At 68.1% G+C, this 14,731-nt stretch carries 16 protein-coding genes and 1 tRNA gene; 13 read left to right on the top strand and 4 right to left on the bottom strand.

What is annotated here, in order from left to right:
- Positions 1-4 precede the first annotated feature (4 nt).
- From CVO77_RS05530 to CVO77_RS05495, 8 genes are all read left to right on the top strand, one after another.
- Positions 5-1,900 (top strand): XrtA/PEP-CTERM system amidotransferase, encoded by a 1,896-nt coding sequence (locus CVO77_RS05530; RefSeq protein ID WP_105998251.1) that lies wholly within the window; start codon positions 5-7, stop codon positions 1,898-1,900.
- Between the two features lie 305 nt (positions 1,901-2,205).
- Positions 2,206-3,378 (top strand): GNAT family N-acetyltransferase, encoded by a 1,173-nt coding sequence (locus CVO77_RS05525; protein ID WP_105998250.1) that lies wholly within the window; start codon positions 2,206-2,208, stop codon positions 3,376-3,378.
- Positions 3,379-3,386: 8 nt separating this feature from the next.
- Positions 3,387-4,253 carry a cupin-like domain-containing protein gene (locus CVO77_RS05520; RefSeq protein ID WP_105998249.1) on the top strand — a complete coding sequence of 289 codons (867 nt, stop codon included), beginning with the start codon at positions 3,387-3,389 and terminating at the stop codon, positions 4,251-4,253.
- 195 nt (positions 4,254-4,448) lie between these two features.
- Entirely contained in the window at positions 4,449-4,667 is a 219-nt protein-coding gene (infA, locus tag CVO77_RS05515) for a translation initiation factor IF-1 (protein WP_010162480.1), read from the top strand.
- Positions 4,664-5,266 (top strand): Maf family protein, encoded by a 603-nt coding sequence (locus CVO77_RS05510; RefSeq protein WP_105998248.1) that lies wholly within the window; start codon positions 4,664-4,666, stop codon positions 5,264-5,266. Before infA ends, CVO77_RS05510 begins: the two co-directional genes overlap by 4 nt.
- Positions 5,259-6,236, top strand: coding sequence for a ribonuclease E/G (locus CVO77_RS05505; RefSeq protein WP_105998247.1), 978 nt, complete (start codon positions 5,259-5,261; stop codon positions 6,234-6,236). The genes CVO77_RS05510 and CVO77_RS05505 overlap by 8 nt, the downstream gene beginning before the upstream one ends.
- A complete protein-coding gene (locus CVO77_RS05500) occupies positions 6,226-6,420 on the top strand; it encodes a DNA gyrase inhibitor YacG (protein ID WP_105998246.1) in 195 nt (64 codons plus the stop codon). Before CVO77_RS05505 ends, CVO77_RS05500 begins: the two co-directional genes overlap by 11 nt.
- Before the next feature lie 97 nt (positions 6,421-6,517).
- Positions 6,518-6,593 (top strand) — tRNA-Phe (locus CVO77_RS05495).
- An 82-nt stretch (positions 6,594-6,675) separates the two neighbouring features.
- Here CVO77_RS05495 and CVO77_RS05490 read toward each other — a convergent pair.
- Positions 6,676-7,170, bottom strand: coding sequence for an MAPEG family protein (locus CVO77_RS05490; protein ID WP_105998245.1), 495 nt, complete (start codon positions 7,168-7,170; stop codon positions 6,676-6,678).
- Between the two features lie 455 nt (positions 7,171-7,625).
- Between CVO77_RS05490 and rpmF the strand changes: the two genes are divergently transcribed.
- From rpmF to CVO77_RS05465, 5 genes are all read left to right on the top strand, one after another.
- Positions 7,626-7,802 carry a 50S ribosomal protein L32 gene (gene rpmF / locus CVO77_RS05485; RefSeq protein WP_053553947.1) on the top strand — a complete coding sequence of 59 codons (177 nt, stop codon included), beginning with the start codon at positions 7,626-7,628 and terminating at the stop codon, positions 7,800-7,802.
- A 21-nt stretch (positions 7,803-7,823) separates the two neighbouring features.
- On the top strand, positions 7,824-8,861 hold the full coding sequence (plsX, locus tag CVO77_RS05480) for a phosphate acyltransferase PlsX (RefSeq protein WP_105998244.1): 1,038 nt from the start codon (positions 7,824-7,826) through the stop codon (positions 8,859-8,861).
- Positions 8,858-9,823, top strand: coding sequence for a beta-ketoacyl-ACP synthase III (locus CVO77_RS05475; protein WP_105998243.1), 966 nt, complete (start codon positions 8,858-8,860; stop codon positions 9,821-9,823). Before plsX ends, CVO77_RS05475 begins: the two co-directional genes overlap by 4 nt.
- Before the next feature lie 181 nt (positions 9,824-10,004).
- Complete coding sequence (locus CVO77_RS05470; protein WP_105998242.1) at positions 10,005-10,298, top strand: integration host factor subunit alpha; 294 nt, start codon at positions 10,005-10,007, stop codon at positions 10,296-10,298.
- 14 nt (positions 10,299-10,312) lie between these two features.
- On the top strand, positions 10,313-10,690 hold the full coding sequence (locus CVO77_RS05465; RefSeq protein ID WP_105998241.1) for a MerR family transcriptional regulator: 378 nt from the start codon (positions 10,313-10,315) through the stop codon (positions 10,688-10,690).
- Between the two features lie 134 nt (positions 10,691-10,824).
- On the opposite strand, the gene CVO77_RS05460 is transcribed toward CVO77_RS05465, so the two are convergent.
- The 3 genes from CVO77_RS05460 to CVO77_RS05450 all read right to left on the bottom strand — a co-directional run bounded on the left by CVO77_RS05460 (position 10,825) and on the right by CVO77_RS05450 (position 14,712).
- The gene (locus tag CVO77_RS05460) at positions 10,825-11,376 is read right to left on the bottom strand and encodes a SixA phosphatase family protein (RefSeq protein WP_105998240.1); all 552 of its coding nucleotides are present in this window, start codon (positions 11,374-11,376) and stop codon (positions 10,825-10,827) included.
- Between the two features lie 48 nt (positions 11,377-11,424).
- Positions 11,425-14,181 (bottom strand): ATP-dependent DNA helicase, encoded by a 2,757-nt coding sequence (locus tag CVO77_RS05455; protein ID WP_105998239.1) that lies wholly within the window; start codon positions 14,179-14,181, stop codon positions 11,425-11,427.
- 162 nt (positions 14,182-14,343) lie between these two features.
- Positions 14,344-14,712, bottom strand: coding sequence for a PilZ domain-containing protein (locus tag CVO77_RS05450; protein WP_105998238.1), 369 nt, complete (start codon positions 14,710-14,712; stop codon positions 14,344-14,346).
- Between the last annotated feature and the right edge of the window lie 19 nt (positions 14,713-14,731).

The raw sequence follows: 14,731 nt of genomic DNA, 5'->3' as shown, positions 1-14,731 counted from the left end.
CTATATGTGTGGGATCGCGGGCATTTATCATATCGAGACGGCCAAGCCGGTCGATCCGTCGCGCGTCCGCGCGATGCTCCATCCCATGAGCCATCGCGGCCCCGACGGCGCGGGCGACTGGACCGCGCCCGGCGTCGGGCTCGGCCATCTCCGTCTGTCGATCATCGACATCGCGGGCAGCCCGCAGCCGATGGCGAGCGACGACGAGATGGTGACGCTCACCTATAATGGCGAAATCTATAATTTCCGCGAGTTGCGCGCCGAGCTTGAGGATCGCGGCCACCGCTTTCGCACCAGCGGCGATACCGAAGTCATCATCGCGGCGTGGCGGCAATGGGGCGTAGAATGCCTGTCGCGCTTCAACGGCATGTTCGCTTTCGCGATCCACGACCATGCGCGCGGCTGTCTGTTCCTCGCGCGTGACCGGCTGGGGGTGAAGCCGCTTCACCATGTCCGTCTGTCGGACGGCTCGATCGCCTTTGCCTCCGAACTCAAGGGGCTGCTCCGCCACCCGTTGTTGCGGCAGGAAGCCAATCTGTCGGCGGTCGAGGATTTCCTCGCGCTCGGTTATGTCCCCGACGATAATTGCATCGTCGCCGGGGTCGAGAAACTGCCCGCGGGCCATTTTCTCCTGCTCGAACGCGGCAAGCCCGTTCCCGCCCCGACGCGCTGGTGGGCGCCCGATTTCTCGAAGCGCATCCGCGCGAGCGAGGGCGAGGCGGCCGAGCATCTCGCCCATCTGATGCGCGCCGCGGTGACCGACCGCATGGTCGCCGACGTGCCGCTCGGCGCCTTCCTGTCGGGCGGGGTCGATAGCAGCGCGGTCGTGGCCTTGATGGCCGAGGCGAGCGCCAAGGCGGTCAAGACCTGCACGATCGGCTTTGACCAGGCGGCGCTCGACGAAACCGCCTATGCGCAGCAAATCGCCGAGCGTTTCGCGACCGACCACCGCACCCGCACCGTCGCCGCGGGCGATTTCGCGCTGATCGACAAGATCGCCGACATGTTCGACGAACCCTTCGCCGACGCGAGCGCGCTGCCGACCTATCGCGTCTGCGAACTCGCGCGCGAGGAGGTGACGGTGGCGCTGTCGGGCGACGGCGCCGACGAAGCGTTCGCGGGATACCGCCGCCTGGTCTTTCAGCATCAGGAGGAAAGGCTGCGCGGGATGATCCCGCGCGTCCTGCGCAAAGGCCTGTTCGGCCCGCTGTCGCGCGTCTGGCCGCAGATGGACTGGGCGCCGCGCCCCTTGCGCGCCCGCGCGACGCTGGCCAGCCTGTCGAAGAGCGGGGCGGAAGGCTATGCCGAGGCGGTCGGCGTGACCGGCCCGGCACAGCGCGCGCGCCTGTTCAACGATGCCGCGCTCCATGGCCTCGGCGACCATGTCGGCGAAGCGCGCTATTGGAAGGCGATGGCGGAGGCGCCCGCGTGCGAACCGCTCGACCGCGCGCAATATGCCGACCTCCAGATCTGGTTGCCCGGCGACATTTTGACCAAGACCGACCGCATGAGCATGGCGGTCAGCCTCGAGGCGCGCGAGCCTTTGCTCGACTACCGATTGATCGAATTCGCCGCGACGTTGCCCGCATCGATGCGCGTGCAGCGCGGCACCGGCAAGGCGATCCTCAAGAAGGCGATGGAACGCTATCTGCCGCACGACATCCTCTATCGCCCCAAAATGGGGTTCGTGACGCCGGTGTCGCACTGGTTTCGCGGGCCGCTGGTCGAGCAGGCGAAAGCGCTCGCGACCTCATCGACCCTCGCGCGCTCGGGCTGGTTCGACATGGCCGAGATCGAGCGCATCGTCGCCGCGCACCAGTCAGGCCGCCGCGATCATGGACGGCTGATCTGGCAATTCTTCATGCTGGAGAAATCGCTGGCGAAGCTGTTCGGGATTTGACGCTTGATGACGGTTTTGGGGTGGGAAGCGGCGGTGGGTCTCGTAGGGGAAACCCAATAGACCGCATCCCCGAGCGAAGACGAGGGGCACGTTCGAGCGGAGCGAGAACCGCGCGCCTCCGCTGCCTCGACTTCGCTCGGCAGAGCCCCTCGTCTTCGCTCGGGGATGCGGCTTCTATGACGGCTCGCCACGCTGATTGCGGCAACAATCGGTCGTTAGCGGTCATCTCGATCCGTGGAGGGTGATGGAAGGGTTTGGATGAATCGCCACGCCCTCTTAACGCTTCGCTGCTAGGCTCGCTGCCGATGACGGTCCATCCAGCCTTTCCGACCAGCGCCGCCGACGCTGCGCCGCTGGTCGTGCGTGTCGCCGATCCGCTGTCGCTGTCGGACGAGATGGCGGCGGCGTGGGACCGGCTGGCGGACGACGCGAGCGAGCCGAATCCCTTTGCCGAACGCTGGTGCCTGCAACCCGCGCTGCACCTGCTCGATCCCGAACGGCGGGCGCGGCTGGTGATGGTGCGCGCCGACGGCGCCGGGCCGCTGATCGGCGTGATGCCGCTCGCGCCCGTGATGAAATATGGCCGCCTGCCGCTGCGCCACGTGACCGGATGGGCGCATCCCAATCACTTCCATGGCGCGCCGCTGGTTCGCGCCGGGATGGAACGGATTTTCTGGTCGATCCTGCTCGGCTGGTGCGACGCCGCGCCCTGGGCGCGAACGTTGCTCCATGTGCCGCGATTGACCGAGGACGGGCCGCTGCACCGCGCGCTGGTCGATGTCGCGCGCGGGCGGGATGGCGGGGTGGAGACCGTCCACAACGAGGAGCGCGCGCTGCTCGCCAGCGAGCTGTCGCCCGAAGCCTATTGGGACGAGGCGGTGCGCGCGAAGAAGCGCAAGGAACTGCGCCGCCAGGCGAATCGGCTCGCCGACCAGGGGGCCCTATCCTTCCGCCGCTGGCAATCCGACGAGGCGGCCGCGCCGTGGATCGACGCTTTCCTCGATCTCGAAGCGCGCGGCTGGAAGGGGCAGGCCGGATCGGCGCTCGCCAGCCATGGCGATACCGAGGCGTGGTTCCGCGCGGTCGTCGCGGCCGCCGCCGCCGCCGGCAAGCTCGACATGCGGCTGCTCGCGCTCGACGAGCGGCCGCTCGCGATGCTGGTCAATTTCCTCTGCCCGCCGGGCGGATTTTCCTTCAAGACCGCGTTCGACGAGGAATTCGCCCGCTTTTCGCCCGGCGTGCTGCTGCAACAGGCGAACCTCGACCTGCTGGGCGACGATCGCATCGACTGGGTCGATAGCTGCGCCGCGCCGGACCACCCGATGATCGACAGCGTCTGGCACGAGCGCCGCCGCCTCGTCTGGGTCAACGCCCCGCTCGCGGGCGGTGCCGACCGGCTGCGCTTCACGGCGCTGGTCGGGGCGGAAAAGCTCTGGCGGCGCTGGAAACGCGCCGCGTCCGCTGAAAATAATCTATAGGAAGCGCCATGACGGCCCAACAGACCATCGATCAGCCCGTATTTCCCGCCGAAACGCTCGCGCGGATGACGGCGCTTTACCCGGCGGAGGCGGGGCTTTTGCACCATCGCCTGCGCGATCATCCCCTGCTGTCGCTCGAAGCGCTGGCGGCGCTCGGCGAAAGCCTGCCCGAGGAACGGGTCGAATATAATCCGGGCGAACTGCCGATCGGGATCAAGCCCGAGGATATTCCCGCCAACGGCCTGACGATCGGCGAGACGATCCGCACGATCGACACCAATCGCAGCTGGGCGGTGCTCAAGAATATCGAGACGATGCCCGACTATCGCGCGCTGCTGATGGACCTGCTCGGCGAGATCGAGCCCGTCGTCGCGCCGCGCACCGGCGCGATGCTGACGCCGCAGGGGTTCGTCTTCATTTCCTCGCCCGGCTCGATCACGCCTTTCCATTTCGACCCCGAGCATAATATCCTGCTGCAACTGCGCGGCCACAAGATGATGAACGTCTGGCCCGCGGGCGACGAGCGCTTCGCGCACCGGCGCGAGCATGAGCGCTATCATATGGGCGGACATCGCAATCTGCCGTGGGAGGATAGTTTTCGCGAGCGCGCGCAACAGGTGCCGCTCGGCCCCGGCGACGCGGTGCTGATGCCGGTGATGGCGCCGCATTTCGTCACCAACGGCGATGCCCCCTCGATCTCGCTGTCGATCACCTGGCGCAGCGAATGGAGTTATCGCGAGTCCGAGGCGCACGCCGCCAACGCCGCCCTCCGCCGCATCGGCCTCGACCCCGCGATGCCGCCGCGCTGGCCAAGCTATGCCTGGGCCAAGACCGTGGGCTGGCGGGTGGCGCGGAAGCTGAAACTCGTGTCCTGACCTCCATTGTCGTCGCCCCGGACTTGATCCGGGGCCCCGCTCTGCAATGCTCGAAAAGCGGGACCCCGGATCAAGTCCGGGGTGACGAAAGAGGGCGGAACGCGCGAACCTGGCCCCCCATGACAGATTGCTTTCAATTGCCCACAATTGGCGTTATGGGCGCCCATCCCGATATTTCGAGCCCCCAGAGGATAGATGGCGAAAGAAGAACTTCTGGAAATGCGCGGCCAAGTGGTCGAACTGCTTCCCAACGCGATGTTCCGCGTAAAACTCGAAAACGACCACGAAATTCTGGGGCACACCGCCGGCAAGATGCGCAAGAACCGCATCCGCGTTCTGGTGGGCGACGAGGTGCTTGTCGAACTCACGCCCTATGACCTGACCAAGGGTCGGATCACCTATCGCTTCAAGTGAGCGGCGCAGCGGCCTCTCGCGCGCCTGGGCGGACGTTGGTTCTCGCCTCGACGTCGCCGCGTCGGCGCGAATTGCTGGCGCGGATCGGCCTGACGCCGACGCGCGTCGCGGCCCCCGAAATCGATGAAACGCCGCTGAAGGGCGAACTGCCGCGCGCCTATGTCGCACGGCTGGCAACCGGTAAGGCGCTCGCGGTCGACCGCGCGGCGGACGAAGTCGTGCTCGCGGGCGACACGACCGTCGCGGTCGGGCGCCGCATTCTCGAAAAACCGGCTGACGAAGCCGATTTGCGCCGCATGCTCGGCCTGCTCTCCGGGCGGCGGCACCATGTCTGGTCGGGCGTCTGCGTCGTCGGCATCGACGGACGCCCGCGCGTCCGCGTCGTCGACACGGTCGTCGCCTTCAAGGCATTGAGCCCGGCCGAAATCGACTGGTATGTCGCGAGCGGCGAGGGGATGGGCAAGGCGGGCGGCTATGCGATCCAGGGCAAGGCCGAGATGTTCGTCCGCTTCCTGTCGGGCAGCCATTCGAACGTCGTCGGCCTGCCGCTGTTCGAAACGCGCGCGCTGTTGAGCGCGGCCGGGGTGCCGCTTGGCTGAATGGCTCTATGAGGCCGGCATCGGCGAGGCGCGCGCGGCGCTGGTCGCCGACGGCGCGATCGTCGAAGCCCGCATCGAACGCGACGGCGAAGGGCCGCGCGTCGGCGCCGTCGTTTCCGCGCGGCTGGTCGAGGCCGGGCGGCGGGCGCTGGTCGCGCTCGACCTGCCCGGCGCGCCGGTGGCGACGCTGGCCTCGGCCCCGTCCGGCGTGTCGACCGGCGCGAAGCTGACCGTCGAGATCACCCGCATGGCGCTGCGCGAACGCGGCCGCGACAAGCCGCCGCGGGCGCGCCTGTCCGACCTTGCGATCGGCGACGGCCCCGATCTGCGCGCGCGCATCGCGGCGACGGGGCTGCCCGTCGTCGAACCGGCCGCGATCGGCCCCGATCGCCTGGAGGAAGTGGGCTGGTCCGAACTGATCGAGCAGGTCCGCGCAGGACATTGGCCGTTCGCGGGCGGCGCGCTGTGGATCGATACGACGCCCGCGATGACGCTGATCGATATCGACGGCGACGGCCATGGCCTGGCGCTGGCGCGGGCGGGGGGTGAAGCGGCGGTCCATGCCATCCGCTGCTGCGATATCGGCGGGTCGATCGGAATCGATTTTCCGACCCTCGCCGGCCGCGCCGAGCGGCAGGAGATCGACGCGCTGATCGACGAACATCTGCCGCAGCCGTTCGAGCGCACCGCGATCAACGGCTTTGGCCTGATGCAGATCATCCGCCGCCGCGAACGGCCGTCGCTGGTCGAGCAACTGCGGTTCGACCCCGTCGCCACCGATGCCGCGCTATTGCTGCGCCAGGCCGAACGGGCGAGAGGGGTTGGCGCGTTGCACCTGACCGCGCGTCCGGCGGTCGCCGATCATATCGCGGCGCGCGCCGGCTGGATCGCCGAGTTGAGCAAGCGCACCGGCCGACCGGTCGAGATCCTCCGCGACGCGCATTTGAAAGGAGTGGGCCATGCCCAGTGAAACCCCCGCCGGACCCGGCAAATGTCCGCTTTGCGGCAAGCCGCGCGTCCAGCAATATCGACCCTTCTGCAGCCGCGGCTGCCGCGACCGCGACCTCAATCATTGGTTCGGCGAAACCTATCGCGCCCCCGCGCACGAAGGGCCCGACGGGGGCACCGACGACGACCGGTTCGAGGGCGATTGACCCCGCGAATTTAGCGCAACAAAGGCTCTGGACAGGATGAAATGCCCTGCCTATAGCCGCCGCTCGCCAGCAGGCCGACCGGTCTCGCGAAGCCCGTGCCCGGGTAGCTCAGTTGGTAGAGCATGCGACTGAAAATCGCAGTGTCGGCGGTTCGAATCCGTCCCCGGGCACCATCTGGTCTTTTCAGAATTTGCCGTGGAAACCGGCTCAACCAAAGCAAATCAAAGGCTTATAGGCCCCGGGTGCCTCAGGGTGTCAATGGACGTCCCAGCTCTCGCCGCGATACCCCGCTGCCCTCCTATTGCGGCGCCACCACCCTATTGCGGCGCTACCACCTCGGTGTGAACCGCCGGCGAAGCTCACCGGGGTCGTATAGACGAGCGCGACCGCGGTGATCGCGAGGCCGAGCTGGGTCAGCATGGTGATGATCGTGCCGACCATGCGGCCCCACCGCATCCCGTCCATGCCGAGCGCGTGCAGGATGCGGCCGACGAGGTAGAGCGCGCCCGCCGCCCACAGCCAGATCGACGGGCCGATGCCCAGTTCGACGAGCGCGAGCAGGATCAGCACGAAGGCGGTGTTCTCGACGAAATTGCTGTGCGCGCGCATCCGCCGCGTGACGGCTTCATTGCCGCCGTCGCCGACGAAAACCTTTTCCCGCGTCCGCACCCGCCCGACGCGCACGCTGAGCCAGAGATTGAGCAGCGCCGCGCCCGCGGCGATCGTCAGGCTGATCGGCAAGATGATCATGTGGTTCCCCCCTTCGCCGGGATTCCGGCAGTGAGGGAGGTGTGGCATTGGTAAAGGGGCAGGGCAAGGGGCGGCATGGCGCCTGTTGCCGGTGATGGGATTGGCTTGACCGATCCGCGTCCTTGCGAGGAGCGCAGCGACAAAGCAATCTCCCGCCATCGTCCGGAAAGAATGCGGGTTGGAGATTGCTTCGCTCCGCTGGCAAAGACGATTCCTGCCATGTCGCCCCAGTCCGTGTCTCGGGGGTTGCCTTTGCGGGCAAAAACGCTATAGCCGCGCCCGATCCGGCACCCGACACCAACAGGCGTTGAGGCACCCTCCGGCGGACGATTTCCGGTCGTTTTTCAAACGGTAACGGTTTTCATCCTGGTGGGCGGGCCAGTCATTTCCGGCGACGGGAAAGACAAGTTCGGGTTCGCTGATTCGATTAAACATTTAGGAATGCAGGAAATAACATGGCCGTCCCCAAGCGAAAAACCTCGCCCTCGAAGCGCGGCATGCGTCGCAGCCACGACAGCCTGAAGGTCGAGGCCTTTCAGGAATGCCCCAATTGTGGCGAGTTGAAGCGCCCGCACAACCTGTGCAACGCCTGCGGCCATTATAACGGCCGCGAAGTGGTGGCTGGCGCCTAAGTCAAGCCGGAGAGCGCCAGGATGAGCCTTACACCGCGAATCGCGATCGATGCGATGGGCGGTGACGTCGGCGTGCGCATGATGCTCGCCGGCGCCGCGATGGCGCGCCACCAGCATGACGGCCTGCGTTTCCTCCTCGTCGGCGACGAGGGGCAGATCAAGGCCGCGCTCGAAAACCACCCGAACCTGCGCGCCGCGTCGGACATCATCCACACCGAAGAGGTGGTCAGCGGCGCCGACAAGCCCAGCCAGGCGCTGCGCAAGGCGCGGGGCAGCTCGATGGGGCTGGCGATCGACGCGGTGAAGCGCGGCGCCGCCGGCGGCGCCGTGTCGGCGGGCAACACCGGCGCGCTGATGGCGATGGCGAAGGTCGCGCTGCGCACCATGCCGGGGATCGACCGGCCGGCGCTCGCGGCGCTGCTCCCGACGCTCGGCGACAATGATGTCGTCATGCTCGACCTTGGCGCCAACACCGATTGCGACGCCAACAACCTCGTCCAGTTCGCCGTCATGGGTGCCGCTTATGCGCGCACCGCGATGGGGCTCGAACGGCCGCGCGTCGCGCTGCTCAACATCGGCACCGAAGAGTTGAAGGGCACCGACGAGATTCGCGACGCCGCGGCGCTGCTGCGCGACCGCGCCGAAGGGCTGCCGATGCGGTTCGCCGGCTTTATCGAGGGCGACAAGCTGTCGCGCGGCGATGTCGACGTGATCGTCCACGACGGCTTTGCGGGCAATATCGCGCTCAAGACGATCGAGGGGACGGCGCGCTTCGTCACCGACCTCCTGCGCCGCGCCTTCACCAGTTCGACGCGCTCGAAGATCGGTTTCCTGATCTCGCGCCCCGCGACCGAATTGCTGCGCCACCATCTCGACCCCAACAACCATAATGGCGCGGTGTTCCTGGGTCTCAACGGCGTCGTGCTGAAAAGCCATGGCAGCGCCGATGCGAAGGGGGTCGCGAATTGCGTCCACCTCTGCGCCGAACTGATCGAAAAGGATATCACGCGCCAGGTGACCGAGGATCTCGCCAATTTCCGCGGAGGAACCGCGGCATGACCCTGCGCGCGATCCTGTCGGGCACCGGCTCGGCGCTGCCGCGCACGCGGGTTTCCAACGCCGAACTCGCAACGCGCGTCGATACCAGCGACGAGTGGATCGTCGAGCGCACCGGCATCCGCTTTCGCCACATCGCCGAGCCTGACGAGACGACCGCGACGCTCGGCGCGGCGGCGGCAAAGGAAGCGCTGGCGGCCGCGGGGCTCCAGCCCGCCGACATCGGCCTGATCATCGTCGCGACCGCGACCCCCGACAACACCTTCCCGGCCAGCGCGACCAAGGTGCAGGCGCTGCTCGGCGCCCCCGATTGCATCGCCTTCGATGTCGCCGCGGTCTGCTCGGGCTTTCTCTATGCGGTGTCGGTCGCCGATTCGATGCTGCGCACCGGCGCGGCGCGGCACGCGCTGGTCATCGGTTCGGAGACCTTCAGTCGCATCCTCGACTGGGAAGACCGCGCGACCTGCGTTCTGTTCGGCGACGGCGCGGGCGCGATCATCCTGTCGGCCGAGGACGTGACCGACGATCGCGGCATTCTCGCGACGCGGCTCCACGCCGAGGGCAAATATGGCGATATGCTCTATGTCGATGGCGGCCCGTCAACGACGGGCACCGTCGGCCATGTCCGCATGCAGGGCCGCGAAGTGTTCCGCCACGCCGTCACCAACCTGGCGTCGGTGCTCGGCGAGGTGATGGAAGAGGTCGGGCTGGCCGCCAGCGACATCGACTGGGTCGTGCCGCACCAGGCGAACAAGCGGATCATCGACGCCACCGCGAAAAAGCTGGGTCTTTCGCCCGATCGCGTCGTGCTGACGGTCGATCAGCACGCGAACACGTCCGCGGCATCTGTTCCGTTGGCGCTCGACCTTGCGATCCGCGACGGCCGCATCCGGCGCGGCGACCTTGTCGTGCTCGAGGCGATGGGCGGCGGCTTCACCTGGGGCGCGGCGGTCTTGCGCGTCTGATTCGGGCGATCCCCCTCCCGCTTGCAGGAGGGGATGCACTCACCGCATCAACTCCTCGCTCCATCCGTTTCAGTTTGGCGGATTAATTAGCTTTTGTTACAGAGGGGGCGGGACTCGTGATGGTGGGGGCCTTCCCGGGAACCTTTGGGTTGCATCGGCTTCAGGAGGGGAAGGGAACAAGATGACCGCAGGGACGCTTACGCGCGCCGACATCGCCGCAAGGATCAACCAGCAGATCGGCCTGTCGCGCAATGAATCGGCGACGATCGTCGAATCGATTTTGGACCATATGTCCGACGCGCTCGCCAATGGGCAGAATGTGAAGATTTCGGGCTTCGGCACCTTTGTGCTGCGTGACAAGGCGCAGCGGATCGGCCGTAATCCGAAGACCGGGATCGAAGTGCCGATCCTGCCGCGCCGGGTGATGACCTTTCGCGCCAGCCAGTCGATGCGTGCTCGCGTCGCGGGTACATAGTCCGGGCATGGCGCATGGCTGATTTCGACCATGGCGCGGGCGACGGCAAGGCGGCGAACGCGATGCTCGCGATCGGCGAGCTGGCGGATCGCATCGGCGTCCCGACGCATGTCCTGCGCTATTGGGAAACGCGCTTTCCGCAGCTCCGCCCGCTCCAACGGTCGGGGCGGCGGCGCTATTACCGCGCCGAAGATGTCGCGCTCGCCGAACGCATCCACCATCTGCTGCATGTGAAGGGTTTCACGGTCGAGGGCGCCCGCAAGGCCTTGTCGGAGCCCAATGGCGCGGCGCGGCCGGAACCCGCTGTGGTAACGTCGCCCGCCGCATCGCCCGGCATTCCGATTGAAGCGCTGGTCGCCCTGCGTCGGCGGCTCGCGGCGGCATTGCGTTAGACATTCCCGTCGCCCCCGCGAAGGCCGGGGGCCGCAGGCCATCTTACGCTACCGATCCAGCGGCCCCCGCCGTAGCGGGGGCGACGGGCTTAAAGTTAAGCCCGCTTCTTCACTCTCAACGCTGACAGTCTGCCTCAGTCGTCGTCCATCGCCGGCGCCAGCGCCGGGTCGAGGTCGCGCGGGCGGACGAAGGCGGTGATCCGCGCCATATTGACATCGAGGCCCCGCCAGTCGGCGATGTCGAGTTCGAGCCGGACGAGCGCCGAGGTCGGCAGCTTTTCCTCGACCGCTGCGCGCAGATCGCCGCCGTCTGCTTCGGGGACGAGCATCAGCGCCAGATCCTCGAGCCCCGGATTATGCCCCGAGATCAGCAGATGGGCCGCGTCCTTGCCGGTATCGCGGATGACGTCGATCAGGGTCGCCGCCGACGCGAGATAGATGCGCCGGTCCCAGACCGGTTCGACGCTGTCGAGGTTCGCGGCGGGCTGGAAGATGTCGAGCGTTTCGGTGACGCGCACCGCGGGCGAAGCGACGATGCGGTCGACCGGCATCGCCTGCCGCTTGACATATTGGCCGATCAGTTCGGCCCCGCGCCGCCCGCGGGCGTTGATCGGGCGGTCGAAATCACGCTCGACCTGCACGTCCCAACCCGATTTCGCATGGCGCAGGATGGTCAAAGTCTTCAAGATCGCTCCCCGCGCTATCCCCTCGTCAAGGGGTCTTGTGCCGCAAACTCATGGCGGTGGAAAGGCAGGATATGCGCTTTGCCTTCGTTCGACATTCGCCGCCGCGACATGGTTCACCGCTTCGTCGAGCGGCAGGCGGCGGATCGGCGTGCCTTCGGGAAAGGCGCTGAGCAGTCGCGAGGGAAAACTCGGCGACAGCATCACGAACTGGCCGAAATCATCGGCGCGGCGGATCAGGCGGCCGAACGCCTGGCCGATGCGCGCGCGGATGACGCCGTCGTCATAGGCGCTGCCGCCCTGCGCCGCGCGCCGCGCCGCATGCAGGATCGTCGGGCGCGGCCACGGCACCCCCTCCATGATCGCGAGCCGCAGCGAATCGCCGGGCACGTCGACCCCGTCGCGCAGCGCGTCGGTGCCGAGCAAGGAAGCGTGCGGTTCGGCGCGGAAGATGTCGACGAGCGTTCCGGTGTCGAGCGGATCGACATGCTGGGCATAGAGCGGCAGGCCCGCGCGCGCGAGCCGGTCGGCGATCCGCGCATGGACGATACGCAGCCGCCGGATCGCGCTGAACAGCCCCAGCGCGCCGCCCCCCGACGCCTCGATCAGGCGGCTGTAGGCGCCGGCGAGCGCGGGAAGGTCGCCGCGCGCGATGTCGGTGACGATCAGCACCTCCGACTGGCGGGCATAGTCGAACGGACTGGGCACCGCGAAATGCTGCACCCCGCCGTCGATATGGCGCGCGCCGGTGCGGATATCGGCGTCGGCCCATCCCACCTGACCATGGCTGCCGCCGCGCAGCGTGGCCGAGGTCACCAGCACGCCCTGCGCCTGCGCATAGACGATCTCGGCGACCGGCCGCGCCGGGTCGAGCCAGTGACGGTGCAGCCCGAGGTCGAATTCGCGCCCGTCGTAGCGATCGACCGCCAGCCAGTCGACGAAATCGGGGTCGGCGGGACCGCCGACGCGCCCGAGCAGCGACAGCCAGCCGCCGAGCGTGTCGATCCGTGTGCCGAGGCTGCCGCGCGCGCCGTCGATGCGCGCGCGCGCCTGGCCGTCGAGCCAGTCGGGCGGGTCCTCGACCAGCGCGTCAAGCCGCTTGCCGAGCGCCATCAGCGGCCGCAGCAGCGCCTCGATCGCGTCGCTCGCCCCCGCTGCCGCCGCGACCAGTTCGGGGTCGGGGTCGGCGAGTTCGGTTTCGAGGCCATAGCCCGCGTCGGCGGTGCGCGTGTCGATGCTGCGCGCATAGACCATGGCGCGCACCGCGACGAGCAGCCCCTCGATCGCGCCCCACGGCGCATTTTCGGCGATCCGGCCGAGCCAGCCTTCGCCGGGCAGTTCGCCCGCCGCTGCGATCGCCGCCTGGATCGCGCGCTCGCCCGCCTCGTCATAGCTCGCGACGTCGGCGAGCCTGGCGGCTAGCCCGCGCCGCCGCCCGCGCGACTTGCCCTCTGGCCCCAGCACCCAGCGGCGGATCTCGACCGCCTCCTGGCCGGTCAACGCCGCCGCGAACATGCTGTCGGCGGCGTCCCACAGATGATGGCCTTCGTCGAAGATCAGCCGCGTCGCGGGCGCGCCGCCGCCTTCCTGCGAATTGGGGCGCGGGCGCGCCGCCTGCACCATCACCAGCGCATGATTGGCGATGATGATGTCGGCCTGCGTCGCGGCGCGCGCCGACCGCTCGATGAAGCATTTGCGGAAATGCGGGCAACCGGCATAGATGCACTCGCCGCGCCGATCGGTCAGCGCCGTGGTGCCGTTGCGGCGGAACAGCGCGGGGAGCCAGCCGGGCAGGTCGCCGCCGACCATGTCGCCGTCGCGGCTATAGGCCGCCCAGCGCGCGACGAGCTGCGCGAGGATCGCGGCGCGCCCCGAAAAGCCGCCCTGCAAGGCATCCTCCAGATTGAGCAGGCAGAGATAATTTTCGCGCCCCTTGCGCACCACCACCTTCTCGCGGTGCGTCACGGCGTCGGAGTAGAGTTTCTCGGTCTCGCGCGCCAATTGGCGTTGCAGCGCCTTGGTGAAGGTCGAGATGCAGACCGCGCCCGCCGCCTGGTCGATCCATTGCTTCGCGGGGGCGAGATAACCGAGGGTCTTGCCGATCCCGGTGCCCGCCTCGGCGACCAGCATCTGCGGCGCGTCCTTGCGCGCGCGCGGGGCGAAGATCGCGGCGGCGGCGCGGGCATAATCCTGCTGCCCCACGCGCCGCTCGGCGCCGTCGCCGGTCAGCCGGTCGAGCCGAGCGGTGACATCGTCGGGGTTCACCGTCACCTGGCGCGGCTGTGGACGCGGCGGCTGTTCCTCCCATTCGGGAAGCCGCGCGAAGAGCCAGCGATCGGCCTGGCCGGGCGGATCGAGCCGCGGCTGGAGCAGCGAGGCCCACGGCCAGCGCTGACGCCCCAGCGCCTGCAAGCCATGCCACGCCCCCTCGCGCTCGGCCCAATCGGGGTCGTCGAGGCGGCCGAGCATCGCGGCGGCGACGTGCGGCAGGAAAGCGGCGACGTCATCCTCGCGCGCGGGCGGCGTTAGGTTCAGCGTGGCGGCGATTCCGGTCGGCGTCGGCACCGCGAAATGCGCGGGATGAAGGAAAGCGAAGAGTTCGAGCAGGTCGAGCCCCGACAATTCGGGATAGCCCAATCGGTCGCCGGTCAGCGGGGCGTTCAGCAGCAGGTGCGGCGTCGCCGCGACCGCCGCAATGGCTTCGCCGCGCCCGACCCGCTGCACGCGGCCGCTCGCATCGGCGATCCAGATGCCGACATGACTCGCGTGGAGCGCGGGCAGGGCAAGGGGATCGACGCGGGGGAGCATCGAACCACGCTAGGGACAAAAGAGGAACGCGGCAAGCGTGCGGACGACCACCTCATTTTCGTCATCCCCGCGAACGCGGGGACCCAGAGCGTGCATCGGCTTACCCCACACTGGGTTCCCGCTTTCGCGGGAATGACGATGGTTGGGCTTCGATGGTCGGGTTTAATTCAGTCCCCGCCGCCCGAACACCGGCGCGCGGCTCGTCAGGAACACCGGCGGCGGATCCGTCGCGACGCTCCGCCGCGCCGCCTCGAGTGCCTTGTAGAGCGCGCCATGCGTCAGTTCATAGGGAAAGCGCACGCCCATGCGATCATATTCGGACCACATCACGACCGCATAGGTGACTTCGCCCGCATAATGGATTTCGCAGCGCGACCGCGCCGGCATGCTCGCGCCGTCGATCCGCGCGCCGCCTTCGGACAGGTCGCAGATGCGGCCGCCGACGAAGTTGAGGACGCCATTGACCATGATTTCGATCGAGATCGGAGTCCGTTTGTGGCCGCGGGCCGTCGGGGAGCGAAAGTTCGTCATGGGGTGATGCTAAACCCTT

Source organism: Sphingopyxis lindanitolerans, from assembly GCF_002993885.1.
GTDB lineage: Bacteria > Pseudomonadota > Alphaproteobacteria > Sphingomonadales > Sphingomonadaceae > Sphingopyxis > Sphingopyxis lindanitolerans.
Note: the sequence above shows the minus strand (reverse complement) of the source record. Positions and strands in the feature narration are given on the sequence as shown.